Here is a 17,816-nt window from a genome sequence, read left to right as displayed (position 1 = left end):
ACTAAAAAATTCAGGTTTTATTTGATGTGTACAATTATCGAGAAAATGAAATACTGTTGTTGGCCATCCATTGGCCTGGCATGTTGGTGCTATTTATTCATAAGTTTGTTGTATGGAATTGATCATCGTTCGTTTAGCGGTATCTAAATGGTGACGAAGTTCATTCATCGCAACAATGTCATTACGGCTAATTAAAGCACTTAAAATGGTCATATGTTCTTCAATTGCCAGTACATTTCTTTCTTTTAAGTCAGATTCATCCCACTGGTATTGAAAGTGAAATATCACAGTGATGATCTCAAGAGACTGATTAAAAAATGGGTTGTTGGCACCCGATAAAATAAGGCTATGTAGCTCATAATCGAGTTGGGAAAAGTCGCGGTAATTGATAGTCACCGTTTCGCGCAGTGTTCTATGCTTGAGTAATAGCTCTTTCGCTAAAATCCAACGATGGTCATCTGCGGGTAAATTTAAAAAGTGAGTAAGGGCGTTGGTTTCCAGTAATTCTCTGAACTCAAAAAGTTTTTCTGCATATTCACGTGAAAACTTCATCATATGCCAATTTCCTCGGTGGGTGTTTTTAATTAACCCATAACGAGAAAACTCCACTAAAAACTCTCGGACAACGCTAGAGCTCACATGGCTTTTTTTCGCCAATTGTAACTCAGTAAAAGTATCTCCAGGCATCAACTCTTTGCGTTTTATCATTTGGTAAAACGCTTTTTCGAATAAGACGATTTGTTGATCTGGAAGGCTTGACTCAACTGGGAAAAAATCAGTTTTATTGGGATAGCGAATGACATGGTATTCATTCCCTTGTTTTTCAATGATTTTCTTTTCTAGTAAATATTCAAGGGTATGTCTAACGGTGGTTCGACTGATATTAAACATTTCCGCTAAAGAAGATTGTGATGGGAAGGGAGACGTTAATAAATTTTTATGAATCGCATCTAAAAATTCGTTAATTGACCCATAACGTATATTTTTACTCCTTACCATTTAAATGCCCCTTAAGCTGTTTTTTATTCTTTAAAGACCGATTTAAAACCGATTTAAAAACATTTAATCACAAAATTTGGTTGCTAAGTATCTAGTCTATGTTTTTTAAATTAAAAAAGACAGATAAATTGATGGAGGAAAACATGAAACAATTGATTTGCCAGGAACCTAAAAAATTAGTCTACCAAGAAGTCGCTGAACCTACAGCTCAAGTTGGGCACGTAAAAATAAAAATACATGCAGTTGGAATATGTGGAACTGATATTCATGCATGGGGAGGAAATCAGCCATTTTTCCAGTATCCACGTGTATTAGGCCATGAAATTTCTGGAACTATTTGTGAGGTTGGTTCTGATGTCACTCAATGGAAAGTAGGGCAACGTGTTGCCGTGATGCCTTATGTGGCTTGCTATGAGTGTGGGGCTTGCAAAAGTGGTAAAACAAATTGCTGTGAAAAAATTTCGGTGATTGGTGTTCATGAAGATGGTGGTTTTTGTGAGTTCTTAAACGTCCCACAAAACAATGTGTTAGCCATTGCGGATACCGTTACTGATATTGATGGGGCGTTAATTGAACCTTTTTCGATTAGTGCTCATGCCGTGAGGCGTGCACAAGTTAAGCCTCAAGATACTGTTCTAGTCGTAGGGGCGGGTCCGATAGGGCTTGGTGTCGCTGCGATTGCTAAAGCGGACGGTGCTAACGTATTAGTTGCTGATACCAGTGAGGCACGTCGCCAACATGTTGAAAAGGTATTAGGTTTAAAAACGTGTGACCCAGCGGCTGAAAACTACTTATCAAGTATTGAAAGCCATTTTTCAGGCATGCTTGCAGAGAAAGTCATTGATGCAACGGGGAACCAACACGCAATGAACACTGCAGTGAATTTAATTCGTCATGGCGGCTTGATAGTGTTTGTTGGGCTATTTAAAGGTAATTTATCGTTTCCAGACCCTGATTTTCATAAGAAAGAAACAACAATGATGGGAAGTCGTAATGCAACGCTTGAAGATTTTAATAAAGTTGCAAGGTTGATGGCGGAAGGGAAACTCGCGAGTGAAATGATGCTAACTCATCAATTTGATTTTAATTCTATTGGTGATAGTTATGAGCAAGACGTGATTAATAACCGTGAGCTAATTAAAGGTGTTATCTTATTTTAATACACATCAAGCCATTTAATCAGTAAAAAACACCCACACAAAACAGTCGAATTGTGTGGGTGTGAAAATTCAATAAGTTGCCGGATTAACGTTTTAATGATTCCGATAATTCATTTTTCATGACAGACAGTATGTCTCTAACAACGCGTGGGCTACCTGCGACTAAGTTACCTGATGCGATGTAATTATGGCCGCCAATAAAGTCAGTCATAATACCGCCAGCTTCACGCATGATCAGCTCACCACCTAAGAAGTCCCAAGGTTTTAAGCCAATTTCAAAGAATGCATCAACACGACCGGAAGCAACATAGCATAGGTCTAATGCGGCAGAACCCGTACGACGGAAATCAGCACATTTGTCGAACATTGCAGTCATGATATTCATATATACCGCAGCGTGTTGTTTTTGTTTGAAAGGGAAACCTGTCGCAACGATAGCGCCATCAAGGTCGCGTTTTTCATCGATACGAATACGATAACCGTTAAGCTGAGCGCCTTGTCCACGTACTGCGCTAAATAATTCATTACGCATTGGGTCGTAAACAACAGCAACTTCTGTACGGCCTTTAACGCGTACAGCGATAGAGACAGAAAAATGAGGGAGGCGTTTTGTGAAGTTGGTAGTGCCATCCAGTGGATCGATTACCCATTGAATATCATCATCTTTACCAATTAACTCACCACTTTCTTCAGTGATAATCGTGTGGTCTGGATATGACTTGCGGATGATTTCAATAATTAGCTGCTCAGATTCATGGTCAACGTTAGTAACGAAATCGTTAGTGCCTTTCTGAGTGACTTTGATATTGCTAGGCATTTCATAGTTTTTAGCTATGTGATTACCGGCCTTACGTGCTGCACGTATGGCGATGTTAAGCATCGGATGCATGGGCTTTTTCCACTGGAATGTTAAAGAACGAAAAACTTGAGTGCCGAAGTATATAGATGTTCGTCACAATAAGCAATTTTGTGTTAAGCTATTGCGATAATTTTTTCATGAAACGTATAAACCATGTTAGATAATATCCGTATTGTTCTTGTTGAGACCTCACACACTGGTAATATGGGCTCAACGGCCCGCGCAATGAAAACCATGGGGCTTTCTAATCTCTATCTTGTTAATCCTCTTGTTGAACCAGACTCACACTCTATTGCGCTTTCTGCGGGGGCGAGTGATGTTATTGGTAATGCAACAATCGTTAAAACCCTCGATGAAGCCTTAGAAGGTTGTAAGTTAGTGATCGGCACCAGTGCTCGTTCTCGCACCTTATCTTGGCCAATGGTTGAGCCGCGTGAATGTGGCGTTAAATCTGTAGAGCAATCGAAGGAATCTCCCGTTGCTATCGTTTTTGGCCGCGAGCGAGTGGGTTTGACCAACGAAGAACTACAAAAATGTCAGTATCATTTATATATCCCCACGAACCCAGAATACGGCTCTTTGAATTTAGCGATGGCGGTTCAACTGGTGAGTTATGAGATACGCATGGCGTATCTTTCAATGGATGAAAAAAATACGGTAATTTCAACAGATGATGAGGTAGAATACCCGCCATCTGAAGACGTTGAGCGTTTTTATGTTCACCTTGAAAGCGTGTTGAATGAATCGGGTTTTATTCGTAAAGCACACCCTGGCTTAATTATGAATAAGTTACGTCGGTTATTCACACGTGCACATATTGAAACCCAAGAGTTACATATCCTGCGGGGTATTTTAACGTCAATGGAAAAATGGGCGAAAAAGTGAGGCGAAATCCACGGTAAAAACAGGCAAATAATACTTGAGTAAATTAGTCAGGTAAATAGTTGACTAAATTACTCAGGAATGTCACAATCTGACCATAATTTACCATGGAGTAATATGTTATGAGACTCACTTCCAAAGGGCGTTACGCAGTAACTGCGATGTTAGATGTCGCATTACACTCTCAGTCAGGTCCAGTGCCTTTAGCTGATATTTCTGAACGTCAGGGGATTTCCCTCTCTTATCTTGAGCAACTTTTTTCTCGTTTACGTAAAAACGAGTTGGTTTCGAGTGTGCGCGGTCCAGGCGGTGGTTATTTGCTTGGTAGAGACGCAGACCAAATCTTTGTTGCTGAAGTAATCGCTGCGGTAGATGAATCTGTTGACGCCACCCGCTGTCAGGGTAATAAAGAAGGTTGCCAAAATGGCGACCGCTGCTTAACTCACGCATTATGGCGTGATTTAAGCGATAGAATTACAAGTTTCCTTAGCAGCATTAGCCTTGATGAACTGGTTAAAAACCAAGAAGTCATGGTTGTTGCTGATAGACAAGATAACGAACAGCGTAAAACCATGCCTAATGGGATTACACCTGAATCGATTATCAATGTACGTGCTTAAAAATATTAAAAAAATTGCAGTCGGTACACCTCGGTGAGTTGTTAGACGAAGAGCTAATTTCCGCCATTTGTATCTTTAAAAATTAAAGGCAAGTTACCTTGTCCTTTGGAGTAAGTGAGCAATGAAATTACCAATTTATCTTGATTATTCAGCAACAACACCGGTTGACCCGCGTGTGGCTGAAAAAATGATGCAATGTTTAACAATGGATGGGAACTTTGGTAACCCAGCGTCCCGTTCTCATCGTTTCGGCTGGCAAGCGGAAGAAGCGGTAGATATTGCTCGCAATCAAATCGCCGAATTAGTGGGCGCTGACCCACGTGAAATCGTGTTTACTTCAGGCGCAACTGAGTCTGATAACTTAGCGATTAAAGGCGCTGCTAATTTCTATAAAAAGAAAGGCAACCACATTATTACCTGTAAAACGGAACATAAAGCCGTTTTAGATACCTGCCGCCAATTAGAGCGTGAAGGTTTTGAAGTGACTTACTTGTCACCGCAAAGCAACGGTTTAATTGCTATGCAAGACCTACAAGACGCTATCCGTGAAGACACCATTTTAATTTCTATTATGCATGTTAATAATGAAATTGGTGTGGTGCAGGATATCGAAGCTATTGGTGAATTATGCCGTAGTAAAGGGATTATTTTCCACGTTGACGCAACTCAAAGCGTGGGCAAATTGCCCATCGACCTGAATGCGTTAAAAGTTGATTTAATGTCATTTTCTGCGCACAAACTCTATGGCCCAATGGGTATTGGGGCACTGTATGTCCGCCGTAAACCACGTGTTCGCCTTGAAGCACAACAGCACGGTGGTGGTCATGAGCGCGGTATGCGTTCTGGGACATTACCTGTACACCAAATCGTTGGTATGGGCGAAGCTTACCGTATTGCCAAAGAAGAAATGGCTGCGGAATCTGAACGCTTACGCGGTTTACGGTTACGTTTGTGGAACGGCATTAAAGATATCGAAGAAGTTTACCTCAATGGTGATTTAGAACACGGTGCGCCGCACATTCTGAACGTCAGCTTCAACTATGTTGAAGGTGAATCACTGATGATGTCATTAAAAGATTTGGCTGTATCTTCAGGTTCTGCATGTACTTCTGCAAGCCTAGAACCTTCTTATGTACTGCGCGCTTTAGGGATGAATGATGAGCTGGCACATAGCTCAATCCGTTTCTCTTTAGGTCGTTTCACGACAGAAGAAGAAATTGACTATGCAATCAAAATGATTCATGGCGCAATTGGCCACTTACGCGAGCTGTCTCCTTTATGGGAAATGTTCAAAGACGGCGTAGATCTTAACAGCATCGAATGGTCTCACCATTAATCAGACGGTTTCAGGAGTTTAAAAATGGCTTACAGTGAAAAAGTTATCGATCATTATGAAAACCCACGTAACGTTGGTTCGTTTGACAACAGCGACCCAAGCGTCGGTAGCGGTATGGTAGGTGCACCTGCCTGTGGTGACGTCATGAAATTACAGATTAAAGTAAATGATGACGGCATTATTGAAGATGCACGTTTTAAAACTTATGGTTGCGGTTCAGCAATTGCATCAAGTTCACTGGTGACTGAGTGGATGAAAGGCAAAAGTTTGGATGAAGCGGAGTCAATCAAAAATACAGCAATTGCAGAAGAGTTAGAATTACCACCAGTGAAAATTCACTGTTCAATTCTAGCGGAAGACGCAATTAAAGCTGCTATTGCTGATTACAAAAGCAAACGCCAAAGCAAATAAGTTTTTAATCAGTCTATAGGGCAACCCATATTAATAAATAACAACAAGTTATCGTCCTATAACTGGAACAATACTCATGCCATCTAGGCTAAACATCGCTGAGTTTCTTAGTTTAGAAATCGGGTGGGTATAAAATAATTTGAAGGCGGATGCGACTCATGAGTAGCATCTGCCTTGTTTGTTTCTAAAGTGAGGTTTGCAATGTCTATTTCTCTTACAGAAAGTGCTGCGCAGCGTATTCAATCCTTTCTGCAAAATCGTGGAAAAGGCGAAGGCTTGCGTTTAGGTGTAAGAACTTCAGGTTGTTCAGGAATGGCTTATGTTCTTGAATTTGCTGATACAATCAATGAAGAAGACACAGTTTTTGAAGATAAAGGTGTGAAAGTCATCATCGATGGCAAGAGCATTGTTTATCTTGATGGTACTGAGCTGGATTTCGTGAAAGAAGGCTTAAACGAAGGGTTTAAATTTAATAACCCTAACGTCAATAGTGAATGCGGATGCGGTGAAAGTTTTCACGTATAATGCGTTTTATTAAGCCTAATTTTTGGCCAATCTTACTAATTTTATTTTATTAGTGGTATTGGTAACCGGTTCGAGAAACTGAGCACTTATGGATTATTTTACTCTTTTTGGGTTGACTCCCATCTATGCCATCGATAGCGAACAACTGACGTTACGTTTTCAAGACTTACAGCGTCAATACCATCCTGACCGTTTTGCAACCTGTTCTGAACAGGAGAAAATGCAAGCACTGCAAAAAGCAGCAAATATTAATGCTGCCTACCAAGCCCTCCGTCATCCGCTAAAACGCGCGGAATATATGCTTTCATTGCATGGTTTTGATATTAATAACGAACAACATATTATGCATGACACGGCATTTTTGATGGAGCAGCTTGAGCTACGTGAAGAGTTAGACAATATTGAGAACAGTGATGATGCACTTGATCTGTTGGCTAAATTTATGCAAAACGTTAAACAAATGCAGCAAGCACGAAGTGCCCTGATGGTGACAGAACTGGATGCCATGGAGTGGGAAAAAGCCGCTGATACAGTACGTAAACTACGTTTTCTCGATAAGCTTCAGCAGCAAGCAGAGCAACTCGAAGAACGATTACTAGATGAATTTTAAGAGAAAACGATTATGGCGTTACTACAAATCAGCGAACCCGGTATGACAGCAGCTCCGCATCAACGCAAATTGGCTGCAGGCATTGATTTAGGTACCACCCACTCTTTGATTGCGACAGTGCGCAGTGGTGAAGCTGCAGCTTTGCCTGATAGCCAAGGGCGCTTTTTATTACCATCGATTGTTAATTATCAACCCGAAAGCAAATTAGTGGGATGGGAAGCGAAACAACTTGCCGAGCAAGACCCGGTCAATACCATTATTTCAGTGAAACGTATGATGGGGCGTTCATTAGCCGATATTCAAAAACGCTACCCTGACTTACCTTATCAATTGACTGCCAGTGAAAATGGTTTGCCGTTTATTCAAACCGTGGCTGGCCAAGTTGACCCAATCCAAGTTTCTTCTGACATTCTAAGAACACTAGCAAAACGTGCTGAAGAAACCTTAGGTGGGGAAATGGATGGCGTAGTGATCACAGTACCTGCTTATTTCGATGATGCTCAGCGTCAAGGTACGAAAGATGCGGCTCGTCTTGCAGGCTTACATGTATTACGTTTACTGAATGAACCGACTGCCGCTGCGATTGCCTATGGATTAGACTCTGGGCAAGAAGGTGTAATAGCCGTTTATGACCTCGGTGGTGGTACGTTTGATGTATCCATTTTGCGCCTGAGCCGCGGTGTTTTTGAAGTCTTAGCAACGGGCGGTGATACCGCGCTTGGCGGTGATGACTTTGACCAAGTATTGGCTCAGTGGATTGCTGAGCAGGCAGGCGTCTCATTACAAGGTGATCATCATTTAAATCGTCAGTTATTAAATGTGGCGACAGAAACCAAAGTTGCACTTAGTGATGCAGAAACAGTGACTATCCAGCTTGCCAACTGGCAAGGGGAAATTCGTCGTGAGCAGTTTGAAACGTTAATTGAAACTTACGTAAAGCGCACACTGATGGCTTGTCGTCGTGCGTTAAAAGATGCAGGTGTTGAAGCGCAAGAGGTACTGAACGTTGTTATGGTCGGTGGCTCGACTCGCGTGCCATTAGTACGCCAAAAAGTCGGGGAGTTTTTCGGTAAATCACCTCTGACATCCATCGACCCAGATAAAGTCGTAGCGATTGGCGCCGCCATTCAAGCGGATATCTTAGTAGGGAACAAACCCGACAGCGAAATGTTGTTATTGGACGTGATCCCGTTATCCCTTGGTCTAGAGACCATGGGGGGATTGGTTGAAAAAGTGATCCCGCGTAATACGACGATCCCAGTTGCTCGTGCTCAAGAATTTACCACATTTAAAGATGGGCAAACGGCGATGAGCGTTCATGTGGTGCAAGGTGAACGTGAAATGGTAGCAGATTGTCGTTCATTAGCTCGCTTTACCTTGCGTGATATTCCTGCAATGGCAGCTGGTGGTGCGCATATTCGTGTGACTTTCCAAGTGGATGCGGATGGGCTATTAAGTGTTAGCGCTATGGAGAAATCCACGGGTGTAGAAGCCTCTATTCAAGTTAAGCCATCATATGGGTTAACGGATAATGAAATTTCAAACATGATTAAAGATTCAATGACTAACGCGCAAGATGACTTAAATGCGCGCCGCCTAGCGGAGCAAAAAGTTGAAGCAGCAAGAGTGCTTGAAAGTTTAACGAGCGCATTAGCCCAAGATGGCAATTTACTGACGCCAGAAGAAGAGTCAGGAATTGATAATGCGGTCAATGAGTTAATTAAAGCGGTTGAGGGTACAGACCCAATCGCAATTGAAAATGCCATTAAACAACTGGATAAGCAATCGCAGGAGTTTGCCGCGCGTCGTATGGATACCTCCATTCGCCAAGCGTTGTCAGGCCATTCTGTGGATGAGATATAATTATGCCTAAAATAGTTTTTTTACCTCATAGTGATTTATGTCCAGACGGTGCGGTTGTCGAAGCACAAGAAGGCGAATCTATTTTAAATGTTGCACTACGCAGCGGTATTGAGCTTGAGCACGCCTGTGAAAAATCCTGTGCTTGTACAACTTGTCATTGTATCGTTCGTGAAGGTTTTGACTCACTGGAAGAAAGTAGTGAACTCGAAGATGACATGCTAGACAAAGCATGGGGACTAGAGCCAGAAAGTCGTCTAAGTTGTCAGGCGCTGGTGACGGATGAGGATTTAGTGGTAGAGATACCAAAATATACTATCAATCACGCCCGCGAACACTGATTTTTGTCATACTTCACGCTGTAGCGTTGTTGGCTTCTTTCACTAACCCTAGTCACATACTTTTGTATGCTCCTAGGGATTAGCTCATTTGCCGCCTAGCTACAACGTGAATTATTTAAAAAATCGAAGTGCTTGTTATGCATTGTCATACTTCACGCTGTAGTGTTGTTGGCTTCTTTCACTAACCCTAGTCACATACTTGTGTATGCTCCTAGGGATTAGCTCAATTTGCCGCCTAGCTACAACGTGAATTATTTAAAAAATCGAAGTGCTTGTTATGTATTGTCATACTTTACGCTGTAGCGTTGTTGGCTTCTTTCACTAACCCTAGTCACATACTTGTGTATGCTCCTAGGGATTAGCTCATTTGCCGCCTAGCTACAACGTGAATTATTTAAAAAATCGAAGTGCTTGTTATGCATTGTCATACTTCACGCTGTAGCGTTGTTGGCTTCTTTCACTAACCCTAGTCACATACTTTTGTATGCTCCTAGGGATTAGCTCAATTTGCCGCCTAGCTACACACAAACTATTTAGAGCATGACTAAAATTAGAGCACTGAATGACTTGTATGAAGTACATAAATGTCTCTGACAGATATAGATAAGAGAGGGTGTCGTGAGCTTAAAATGGTCAAATAGCCGTGAAATCGGAGAGGCACTGTATGACGCATTTCCCGATGTTGATCCAAAAACGGTGCGCTTTACCGATATGCACCAGTGGATTTGCGATTTAGAAGAATTTGATGATGATCCGCAAAAATCGAATGAAAAAATCCTAGAAGCGATTTTGTTAGTTTGGCTGGATGAATTCGAATAACGAGGGATTTATTCTAAAGACCGAGCGACTATTAGAAATAGTGCTCGGTTTTTTATTTTATATCAGCACTATAATGATATCCCTATTGGCATTTATCAGTTAAGGTAATGCCATCTGCTGACAGAATAAATGGGCTTTTGCTGTCTGCAAAAATAGACAAAGTGAGAAAAACGATGACAAAACAAATTATGCCAGTAATGATTTCTTGTGAGCCAGCTGCACCTTGTTGGGGCGAAGGCGCATTGTTAAGCTCTAGCGATAAAGGGATGACAATCCACCTGAAACATGCAGGTAAATTATGTGCAGTACAAAGCGCTGGCCGTAAATTAGATGGCCAAGGGATCCGCAATGTTGCTTTGGCTGGCGAAGGCTGGGATTTAGAAAAAAGCTGGGCATTTTGGCAAGGTTTTCGTGCACCAAAAGGGGCTAGAACGATTGAATGGCCTGTATTGCCAGAAGCGGATCGTAAAGAGTTAGAAAACCGTATTCGTACCATTGATTGGGTACGTGATGTCATTAACGCACCGGCAGAAGAGTTAGGGCCAGAGCAACTCGCACAACGCGCCATTGATTTACTCTGCACGGTGGGCGCACAAGACATTAGTTACCGTATTATTAAAGGTGATGATTTATTAGAACAAGGTTATACCGGTATTCATACGGTTGGTCGCGGTTCAAGTCGTCCACCGGTCTTTTTAGCGTTAGATTACAACCCAGGTGCGAACCCAAATACCCCTGTTTTTGCTGCGTTAGTGGGTAAAGGTATTACCTTTGACTCAGGTGGCTATAGCATCAAACCTTCCTCTTCAATGAATTCAATGAAAGCGGATATGGGCGGTGCTGCAACATTAGCGGGTTCATTGGCATTGGCGATTTCGCGTGGCTTACAAAAACGCGTGAAAATGTTCCTGTGTATTGCTGACAATATGGTTAGCGGCAATGCATTCAAGTTGGGTGATATTATTCGTTACCGTAATGGTAAGTCCGTTGAAATTATGAATACAGATGCGGAAGGTCGTTTAGTACTAGCCGATGGTCTGATTGATGCGAGCAAAGAAAAACCAACGTTGATCATCGATGCAGCAACCTTGACAGGCGCAGCGAAAATGGCTGTGGGTAATGACTACCATTCAGTATTGAGCTTCGATGATAAGTTAGTCGCTGACTTAATGAATGCGTCAGATGCAGAGTTCGAATTATTTTGGCGTTTACCATTAGCTGAATTCCATCGCCAACAATTACCGTCAGGCTTTGCCGATTTAAACAACATTGCAGCGCCATCTCATACCGCGGGTGCAAGTACAGCGGCAGCCTTTTTATCGCACTTTGTTGAAAATTATCGTCAAAACTGGGTGCATATTGACTGCTCCGCGACTTACCGTAAATCCGCTGTTAGCTTATGGGCTGAGGGCGCAACGGGTACAGGTGTAAGAACATTGGCTAACTTATTAATCAGTAAATCAAAGTAGCGAATGTTTGATTGATAACAGGCACGGGAAGGTGACTTTTCGTGCCTATTTTTTTACCTTGACGTATTTGCGAGTATAATAAGCGATTCTTTTTAATAGCAGGGGATTGGCAATGTCGCAGCAATCGAATAATAACAGTTCCAACCAAGAAACTGAGATCCAATTTACTGAATTAACCGTGCCAAAAGGTTCATCACTTAAATTAAGTGTGTTAGAAGAACAGCCACAAGCCATTGTTGAGGCGCTGACTGAATTTTTTAAACAATACAAAGTGGTTAGACGCGGTTTTATGGTTTCCGCAATAGAGAACGATGACGCGCAAGAAACGCCTATCTTAATGATAGCATTGGAATTTACCGCAGGAGCGGAAAATATTGATACCATTATTCATGAGGCGGGAACACTTGCTTGTGAGTTCTTAGCTGATGACGAATCTATTGATTTTTGTGTGGTGAATGAAAATGAGCAAGGTGTTAGCCACTTTATTACTCAACACGTTCAACCTTTTTATCAGCGTCGTCTTGGTAGCTTCTTACGAGATACAATCCCAGTAAAAAATACCTAATAATTTCATGTATAGAGTGAGGAAAATACTTTTCTCACTCATAAAATGCATATTGGTCATTAATTAAATATATATTCTGCTTACTATTTAAAAAATATTATTTCATTTCTCTGTTTTTCTCTCCCATCATTTTTTCCGTTTTGTCTGATAGGTGTTCTTATTACATTCTGTTAAATTATATTGATAATTAAAACACTATCAGCAGCATTTATCTGTGTGTATTTTAAACGATTTAAACGTATATAGTGTGGTTTTAACCTTCTGTTAAAACCGTAAAAATAGAATACATTTTAACTAATTAAAGGGCGGGCGGTAATGAAACAACAATCAAGTTGGGCTTCATTGGCGGGTCTAAAAACCAAAAAACGTTATTTAGCACTTGCGTTAGCATCGGTCGTGGCATTGGCCGGTTGTGATAATGCAGATGAAACAACCAAAAATGAGCCAAATGTTTCAACAACAGCGCCAGAAAACCAAACCAAAACAGCGCCAGTTGCAGAACAGAAAAAAGTAGCACCGAAACTTTCCACTGAAGAAATGGTAAAAAAATATGCAGGGAAAGATTTAACCATTTTGGATGCATCTGAATTACAACTTGATGGTGCAAGTGCCATGGTGGTGACATTCTCCGTGCCATTGCAAGCCAACCAAGACTTCGGCCAGTTTATTAACCTTATTGATGTTAAATCAGGAAAATTGGATGGGGCTTGGGAGCTGTCTGATAACCAGATGGAACTACGTTTCCGTCACCTTCCACCCTCTAAAGAATTAAATTTAACCATTAACCCAGGTATTAAAGCGGTTAATGAGCGTACGACGACCGACAGTTTTGAGAAAAAACTGACCACAGCACAAATTATCCCAACGGTTGGTTTTGCAAGTAAAGGCTCCTTATTACCGAGCAAGGTCGCCCAAGGCTTACCTGTGATAGCCTTGAACGTTGATAAAGTCGACGTCAATTTCTTCCGTGTAGATGAAAAGCAATTGCCACAATTTTTAGCGCAGTGGCAATATCGCAGTAATTATGAGTATTGGTATTCAGAAGAGTTTCTCGACAAAGTGGAGCTGGCTTATACCGGCCGCTTTGATTTAAACCCAGATAAAAATACCCGCCAAACCATTTTGCTGCCACTCAAAGATGTCAAAGAGTTGCAGCAAGATGGCGTATATTTGGCCATCATGCAAAAAGCAGGCAGCTATAGTTATCAATTCCCTGCGACCGTCTTCACATTGAGTGATATTGGTGTGTCACTACACAGCTACCAAGACCGTGTCGACATTTTCACCCAATCCTTAGCGAAAGGCTCCGCAATTAAAGGTGTTGAGCTGCGTATTTTGGATGAAAAAGGCCAGTTAGTGACAAAAGGCACGACAGATGGCGATGGTCATGCCCAGTTAGATAAATTAGCGGGTGGAAAATTATTACTGGCAACCCACGAAGGGCAAACCAGTATGATTGATTTAACTCAGCCTGCACTTGATTTATCTGAATTCGACATTTCAGGGCCGGAAGGCTACGCAAAACAATTTTTCACCTTTGGGCCTCGTGATTTATATCGTCCGGGTGAATTGCTACTGGTCAATGGTTTATTGCGTGATGGTGATGGTAATCCGGTTAAAACTCAACCAGTTAAAGTTGATGTATTAAAAACGGATGGGCAAGTGGTTCGTAGCTTTGTTTGGCAGCCGGAAGAAAACCAAAATGGGCTATATCAATATCAATTTGAAATCCCTAAAAATGCAGAGACAGGCGGTTGGTCACTGCGCTTTGATTTAGGTGATGGTTCGCCACTGCGTTATTACAAATTTAATGTTGAAGATTTCATGCCTGAACGTATGGCGCTAGAAATCGTTGGTAGCGATGTGCCGCGTTTAACTGATCAATCCGTGGATTTTGATATTCAAGGGCGTTATTTATATGGTGCGCCAGCGGCAGATAACCAGTTACAAGGCCAAATTGTGTTAAAGGCCAATCGTGAAGCGGTAGCAAAATTACCGGGCTTTGAATTTGGTGCTGTCAACGAAGAGGGCTTACCACGTAAGTTGGATGAGTTTGACCTGACGCTGGACAGCAACGGTGAAACGGTGATTTCAATTCCAAACAGTAATTGGAGTTCAACACGTTCACCGATTTCAGCTGTTTTACAAGCAAGTTTGCTTGAAGCTGGTGGCCGTCCAGTGACGCGTCGTGCTGAGCAAGCCATTTGGCCTGCGGAAAAATTGGTCGGTATTCGCCCATTATTTGCTAAGAAAGAAATTTATGATTACCGCACAGACCGTTATGTCAAACGCCATAATGTGGATGAAAACTCGCTTGCTGAGTTTGAATTAGTCATGGCAGATGCGGCGGGTAATAAACTGGCGGCAGAAAACTTAACAGCGCGTTTAGTGTACGAACGCCGTGATTATTATTGGAGTTGGTCTGAAAGTGGTGGCTGGTCTTCAAATTATGACCAAAAAGACCTCGTTATGGCGAATGAAAATATTGTCATCGCCAAAGACGGGACTGCGAAAGTGTCTTTCCCTGTGGATTGGGGCGCATTCCGCCTAGAAGTCGTTAACCCAGAAAATCAGCTCGTGTCGAGTGTCCAGTTCTGGGCAGGGTATTCATGGCAAGATAATACGGGGGGAAGTGGTTCAGTTCGCCCTGACCAAGTGAAACTTAGCCTAAATAAACCTGCGTACTTACCGGGTGAAAAAGCCAAAGTTCGCATTGAATCCCCTAAAGCAGGTAAGGGATATATATTGCTCGAGTCGAGTAATGGCCCACTGTGGTGGGAAGAAATAGACGTGCCAGAAAAGGGCTTAGACGTTGAAATTCCAGTCAATAAAGAGTGGGCTCGTCATGACCTCTACGTCTCAGCAGTTGTGGTTCGCCCAGGAGATGACTCTAAAGAAGCCACGGTGAAACGTGCGGTGGGTGTGTTGCATTTACCGATTGCAGATGAGAACCGTAAAATAGCGTTGGCTCTAACGACGCCAGACAAAATGCGTCCTAATCAAGACTTGACGGTAAAAATTAAAGCGACCGCACAAGACGGAAAACCATTACCTGAAAAAGTGAATGTGTTGTTATCAGCGGTAGATACTGGTGTATTGAATATCACGGATTTCAAAACCCCAGACCCGTATGACGCTTTCTTTGGCCGTAAGCGCTATAGTGTTGACCAATATGACGTTTATGGTCACTTAATTGAAGGCCAAGGTAAGGTTGCTAACCTGCGCTTTGGTGGTGACAGCGAAGAGGCGGCATTAGAGCGTGGTGGTATGAAGCCACTCACTGAAGTGCAAATTATTGCTGAGCAGGCTAAGCCTGTCACATTAAATAAAGACGGTGAGGGTGAAATTAGCCTTGCTATCCCTGATTTTAACGGCGAACTCCGCGTGATGGCGCAAGCATGGAATGAAAAAGAGTTCGGCCATGCAGATAGCAAAGTGATTGTCGCGGCACCATTAGTGACACAAATGTCGATGCCACGATTTATGGCTGGCGGTGATAAGTCTTATTTTGCACTTGATTTGACCAATATGACGGATAACACGCAGAATGTGACCGTCAACTTCAAGGCATCAGGAATGGTGAAACTTGATGGTGTCAGTAGCCGTGAGTTAGCGTTACCGAAAGGCAAACGCACCACGATTAACTTACCAGTCAAAGCAGACTACGGCTTTGGTGAAGGCGAAGTGTCGATGACCATTAATGGCATTAACATTCAAGGCGAAGCCAATAAAGATTACAGCAACAGTTGGAAAGTTGGCGTTCGTCCGGCACAACCGGCAGAAACCGTTTCGTTTGCAACCGCTATTGAGCCAGGTACCTCATGGGCACTGCCAATTAACCAGATTGCGGGCCTACAACCAGATACCATTGAAGGGCAAGTGCTATTAACGAGCCGTCCACCGTTAGATGTTTCTCGTTATATTAGAGAGTTATTTGCTTACCCATATGGTTGCTTGGAGCAAACTATCAGCGGGTTATATCCATCATTATTCTCAACTCAAGCTGAGCTGAATAAGATAGGGATTAAAACGCAGACGGATGCAGACCGCCATAAAGCGATTGAAATTGGTATTCCGCATTTGTTAAGTATGCAACGTAATGATGGCGGTTTCTCGTTATGGGATAGAAACGGCCGCGAAGAGTATTGGTTAACCGCATATGCAGCGGATTTCTTGAATAAAGCGAATCAGCGTGGGTTTACGGTTCCCCAAGAAGCTATCAGTAACGCAAACACGCGCTTATTGAGCTATTTACAAGATGGCAACCAAATCAATTATCCTTATACGGAAAATCAGGCAGGCGCGCGTTTCGCAACCCAAGCTTATGCAGGCTTAGTATTGGCGTCACAGCAAAAAGCACCTCTAGGTGCATTACGTCAACTTTATAACCAAAGAGATCATGCCGCGAGTGGCTTACCACTTGTTCAGTTAGGCGTTGCGTTGAACTTGATGGGGGATAAATCACGTGGTGAGAGCGCGGTAATTGACGGGATGAAAAAACAGCGTAATCGCTACAGTTATGTCGGGGATTACGGCTCAGTGATCCGTGACGATGCGATGATTGTTGCGCTGTTAAATGAATATAATTTAATGCCAAAATCGCGCGACCAAAAACTGCAAACTTTGTCTAATAATTTGACTTCTCAACGTTATTTCTCGACACAAGAGAGCAACGCGTTGTACTTAGCGGGCCGTTTCTACTTAAATGAAAGTGAAGCTCCATGGAAAGCAACGATTAATGGCCAAGAACCTCCGATGGTTTCAGATAAACCTGTGAGTGAGTTCCTGAGCAAAGGTCAATTAGAAACAGGCTATAGCATCGAAAACAGTGGAACCAATACCCTGTATACACGCTTAAACGTAGTGGGGTATCCGCAACATTCACCGAAACCAAGTTCGAACGTATTAGGTATCACTCGTAGTTACTATGATATGAAAGGCAATCGCATTTCATTAGATAGACTAAGAAGCGGTGAAATGGTGGTGGTTAAGCTGGAAGTTCAGGCATCCCAAAGTGTGCCAGATGCGCTAGTGGTTGACTTGCTGCCAGCGGGCTTAGAACTAGAAAACCAAAATTTAGCGAACAGTAGCGCTAATTTGAGTGAATCTGCACCGAACCTGCAAGAACTGATTGATGATATGCAACAATCACAAATTCGCCATATGGAATACCGTGATGACCGTTTTGTGGCTGCCGTTGAAGTACAGCAATATCGACCAACGACATTAGTCTACTTAGCGCGGGCAGTGACACCGGGTGTGTATAGCATTCCAGTACCACAAGTTGAATCAATGTATGTCCCTGACTGGCGTGCGACTGGCTATTCTGATGGCCAATTAGAAATCGTTCGTTAATCTCC

At 42.5% G+C, this 17,816-nt stretch carries 15 protein-coding genes; 13 read left to right on the top strand and 2 right to left on the bottom strand.

Annotation, left to right across the window (positions count from 1 at the left end; all coding sequences use genetic code 11):
* Positions 1 to 93: 93 nt before the first annotated feature.
* Entirely contained in the window at positions 94 to 999 is a 906-nt protein-coding gene (locus tag CYG50_RS12070; protein WP_102137543.1) for a GntR family transcriptional regulator, read from the bottom strand.
* A 143-nt stretch (positions 1,000 to 1,142) separates the two neighbouring features.
* Here CYG50_RS12070 and CYG50_RS12065 point away from each other — a divergent pair, with 143 nt between their 5' ends.
* Positions 1,143 to 2,159 carry a zinc-binding alcohol dehydrogenase family protein gene (locus tag CYG50_RS12065; RefSeq protein WP_102137544.1) on the top strand — a complete coding sequence of 339 codons (1,017 nt, stop codon included), beginning with the start codon at positions 1,143 to 1,145 and terminating at the stop codon, positions 2,157 to 2,159.
* Positions 2,160 to 2,244: 85 nt separating this feature from the next.
* Here CYG50_RS12065 and suhB read toward each other — a convergent pair whose 3' ends face one another.
* Positions 2,245 to 3,048: an inositol-1-monophosphatase gene (gene suhB, locus CYG50_RS12060; protein WP_102137545.1), complete on the bottom strand. Its 804-nt coding sequence runs from the start codon at positions 3,046 to 3,048 to the stop codon at positions 2,245 to 2,247.
* Between the two features lie 123 nt (positions 3,049 to 3,171).
* On the opposite strand from suhB, the gene trmJ reads away from it, so the two are divergent.
* The 12 genes from trmJ to CYG50_RS12000 all read left to right on the top strand — a co-directional run bounded on the left by trmJ (position 3,172) and on the right by CYG50_RS12000 (position 17,811).
* Positions 3,172 to 3,903 carry a tRNA (cytosine(32)/uridine(32)-2'-O)-methyltransferase TrmJ gene (gene trmJ, locus CYG50_RS12055; protein WP_102137546.1) on the top strand — a complete coding sequence of 244 codons (732 nt, stop codon included), beginning with the start codon at positions 3,172 to 3,174 and terminating at the stop codon, positions 3,901 to 3,903.
* Positions 3,904 to 4,022: 119 nt separating this feature from the next.
* The gene (iscR, locus tag CYG50_RS12050) at positions 4,023 to 4,520 is read left to right on the top strand and encodes a Fe-S cluster assembly transcriptional regulator IscR (RefSeq protein WP_004264917.1); all 498 of its coding nucleotides are present in this window, start codon (positions 4,023 to 4,025) and stop codon (positions 4,518 to 4,520) included.
* Positions 4,521 to 4,641: 121 nt separating this feature from the next.
* Complete coding sequence (locus tag CYG50_RS12045; RefSeq protein WP_004264915.1) at positions 4,642 to 5,856, top strand: IscS subfamily cysteine desulfurase; 1,215 nt, start codon at positions 4,642 to 4,644, stop codon at positions 5,854 to 5,856.
* Between the two features lie 24 nt (positions 5,857 to 5,880).
* Positions 5,881 to 6,267, top strand: coding sequence for a Fe-S cluster assembly scaffold IscU (gene iscU, locus CYG50_RS12040; RefSeq protein ID WP_004264914.1), 387 nt, complete (start codon positions 5,881 to 5,883; stop codon positions 6,265 to 6,267).
* A 201-nt stretch (positions 6,268 to 6,468) separates the two neighbouring features.
* Positions 6,469 to 6,792, top strand: coding sequence for an iron-sulfur cluster assembly protein IscA (iscA, locus tag CYG50_RS12035; protein ID WP_004912669.1), 324 nt, complete (start codon positions 6,469 to 6,471; stop codon positions 6,790 to 6,792).
* Positions 6,793 to 6,880: 88 nt separating this feature from the next.
* On the top strand, positions 6,881 to 7,402 hold the full coding sequence (gene hscB / locus CYG50_RS12030; RefSeq protein WP_102137547.1) for a co-chaperone HscB: 522 nt from the start codon (positions 6,881 to 6,883) through the stop codon (positions 7,400 to 7,402).
* A 12-nt stretch (positions 7,403 to 7,414) separates the two neighbouring features.
* A complete protein-coding gene (hscA, locus tag CYG50_RS12025) occupies positions 7,415 to 9,265 on the top strand; it encodes a Fe-S protein assembly chaperone HscA (protein WP_102137548.1) in 1,851 nt (616 codons plus the stop codon).
* A 2-nt stretch (positions 9,266 to 9,267) separates the two neighbouring features.
* Positions 9,268 to 9,603, top strand: a complete 336-nt coding sequence (gene fdx, locus CYG50_RS12020) for an ISC system 2Fe-2S type ferredoxin (RefSeq protein WP_042844637.1) — start codon at positions 9,268 to 9,270, stop codon at positions 9,601 to 9,603.
* Positions 9,604 to 10,221: 618 nt separating this feature from the next.
* Entirely contained in the window at positions 10,222 to 10,422 is a 201-nt protein-coding gene (gene iscX / locus CYG50_RS12015) for a Fe-S cluster assembly protein IscX (RefSeq protein ID WP_004912658.1), read from the top strand.
* Positions 10,423 to 10,595: 173 nt separating this feature from the next.
* Positions 10,596 to 11,891: an aminopeptidase PepB gene (gene pepB, locus CYG50_RS12010; RefSeq protein WP_102137796.1), complete on the top strand. Its 1,296-nt coding sequence runs from the start codon at positions 10,596 to 10,598 to the stop codon at positions 11,889 to 11,891.
* A 112-nt stretch (positions 11,892 to 12,003) separates the two neighbouring features.
* Positions 12,004 to 12,456, top strand: coding sequence for an enhanced serine sensitivity protein SseB C-terminal domain-containing protein (locus tag CYG50_RS12005; protein ID WP_102137549.1), 453 nt, complete (start codon positions 12,004 to 12,006; stop codon positions 12,454 to 12,456).
* Positions 12,457 to 12,771: 315 nt separating this feature from the next.
* Positions 12,772 to 17,811 (top strand): alpha-2-macroglobulin family protein, encoded by a 5,040-nt coding sequence (locus CYG50_RS12000; protein ID WP_102137550.1) that lies wholly within the window; start codon positions 12,772 to 12,774, stop codon positions 17,809 to 17,811.
* The last annotated feature ends 5 nt before the right edge of the window (positions 17,812 to 17,816 follow it).

Source organism: Providencia huaxiensis (assembly GCF_002843235.3).
Lineage (GTDB): Bacteria > Pseudomonadota > Gammaproteobacteria > Enterobacterales > Enterobacteriaceae > Providencia > Providencia huaxiensis.
This window is presented reverse-complemented; position numbering and strand designations above follow the sequence as displayed.

What these genes read in the sequence shown, in the direction of transcription:
- CYG50_RS12070 (WP_102137543.1), bottom strand. Translation starts at nt 999, where the DNA reads ATGGTAAGGAGTAAAAATATACGTTATGGGTCAATTAACGAATTTTTA.
- CYG50_RS12065 (WP_102137544.1), top strand. Translation starts at nt 1,143, where the DNA reads ATGAAACAATTGATTTGCCAGGAACCTAAAAAATTAGTCTACCAAGAA.
- suhB (WP_102137545.1), bottom strand. Translation starts at nt 3,048, where the DNA reads ATGCATCCGATGCTTAACATCGCCATACGTGCAGCACGTAAGGCCGGT.
- trmJ (WP_102137546.1), top strand. Translation starts at nt 3,172, where the DNA reads ATGTTAGATAATATCCGTATTGTTCTTGTTGAGACCTCACACACTGGT.
- iscR (WP_004264917.1), top strand. Translation starts at nt 4,023, where the DNA reads ATGAGACTCACTTCCAAAGGGCGTTACGCAGTAACTGCGATGTTAGAT.
- CYG50_RS12045 (WP_004264915.1), top strand. Translation starts at nt 4,642, where the DNA reads ATGAAATTACCAATTTATCTTGATTATTCAGCAACAACACCGGTTGAC.
- iscU (WP_004264914.1), top strand. Translation starts at nt 5,881, where the DNA reads ATGGCTTACAGTGAAAAAGTTATCGATCATTATGAAAACCCACGTAAC.
- iscA (WP_004912669.1), top strand. Translation starts at nt 6,469, where the DNA reads ATGTCTATTTCTCTTACAGAAAGTGCTGCGCAGCGTATTCAATCCTTT.
- hscB (WP_102137547.1), top strand. Translation starts at nt 6,881, where the DNA reads ATGGATTATTTTACTCTTTTTGGGTTGACTCCCATCTATGCCATCGAT.
- hscA (WP_102137548.1), top strand. Translation starts at nt 7,415, where the DNA reads ATGGCGTTACTACAAATCAGCGAACCCGGTATGACAGCAGCTCCGCAT.
- fdx (WP_042844637.1), top strand. Translation starts at nt 9,268, where the DNA reads ATGCCTAAAATAGTTTTTTTACCTCATAGTGATTTATGTCCAGACGGT.
- pepB (WP_102137796.1), top strand. Translation starts at nt 10,596, where the DNA reads ATGACAAAACAAATTATGCCAGTAATGATTTCTTGTGAGCCAGCTGCA.
- CYG50_RS12005 (WP_102137549.1), top strand. Translation starts at nt 12,004, where the DNA reads ATGTCGCAGCAATCGAATAATAACAGTTCCAACCAAGAAACTGAGATC.
- CYG50_RS12000 (WP_102137550.1), top strand. Translation starts at nt 12,772, where the DNA reads ATGAAACAACAATCAAGTTGGGCTTCATTGGCGGGTCTAAAAACCAAA.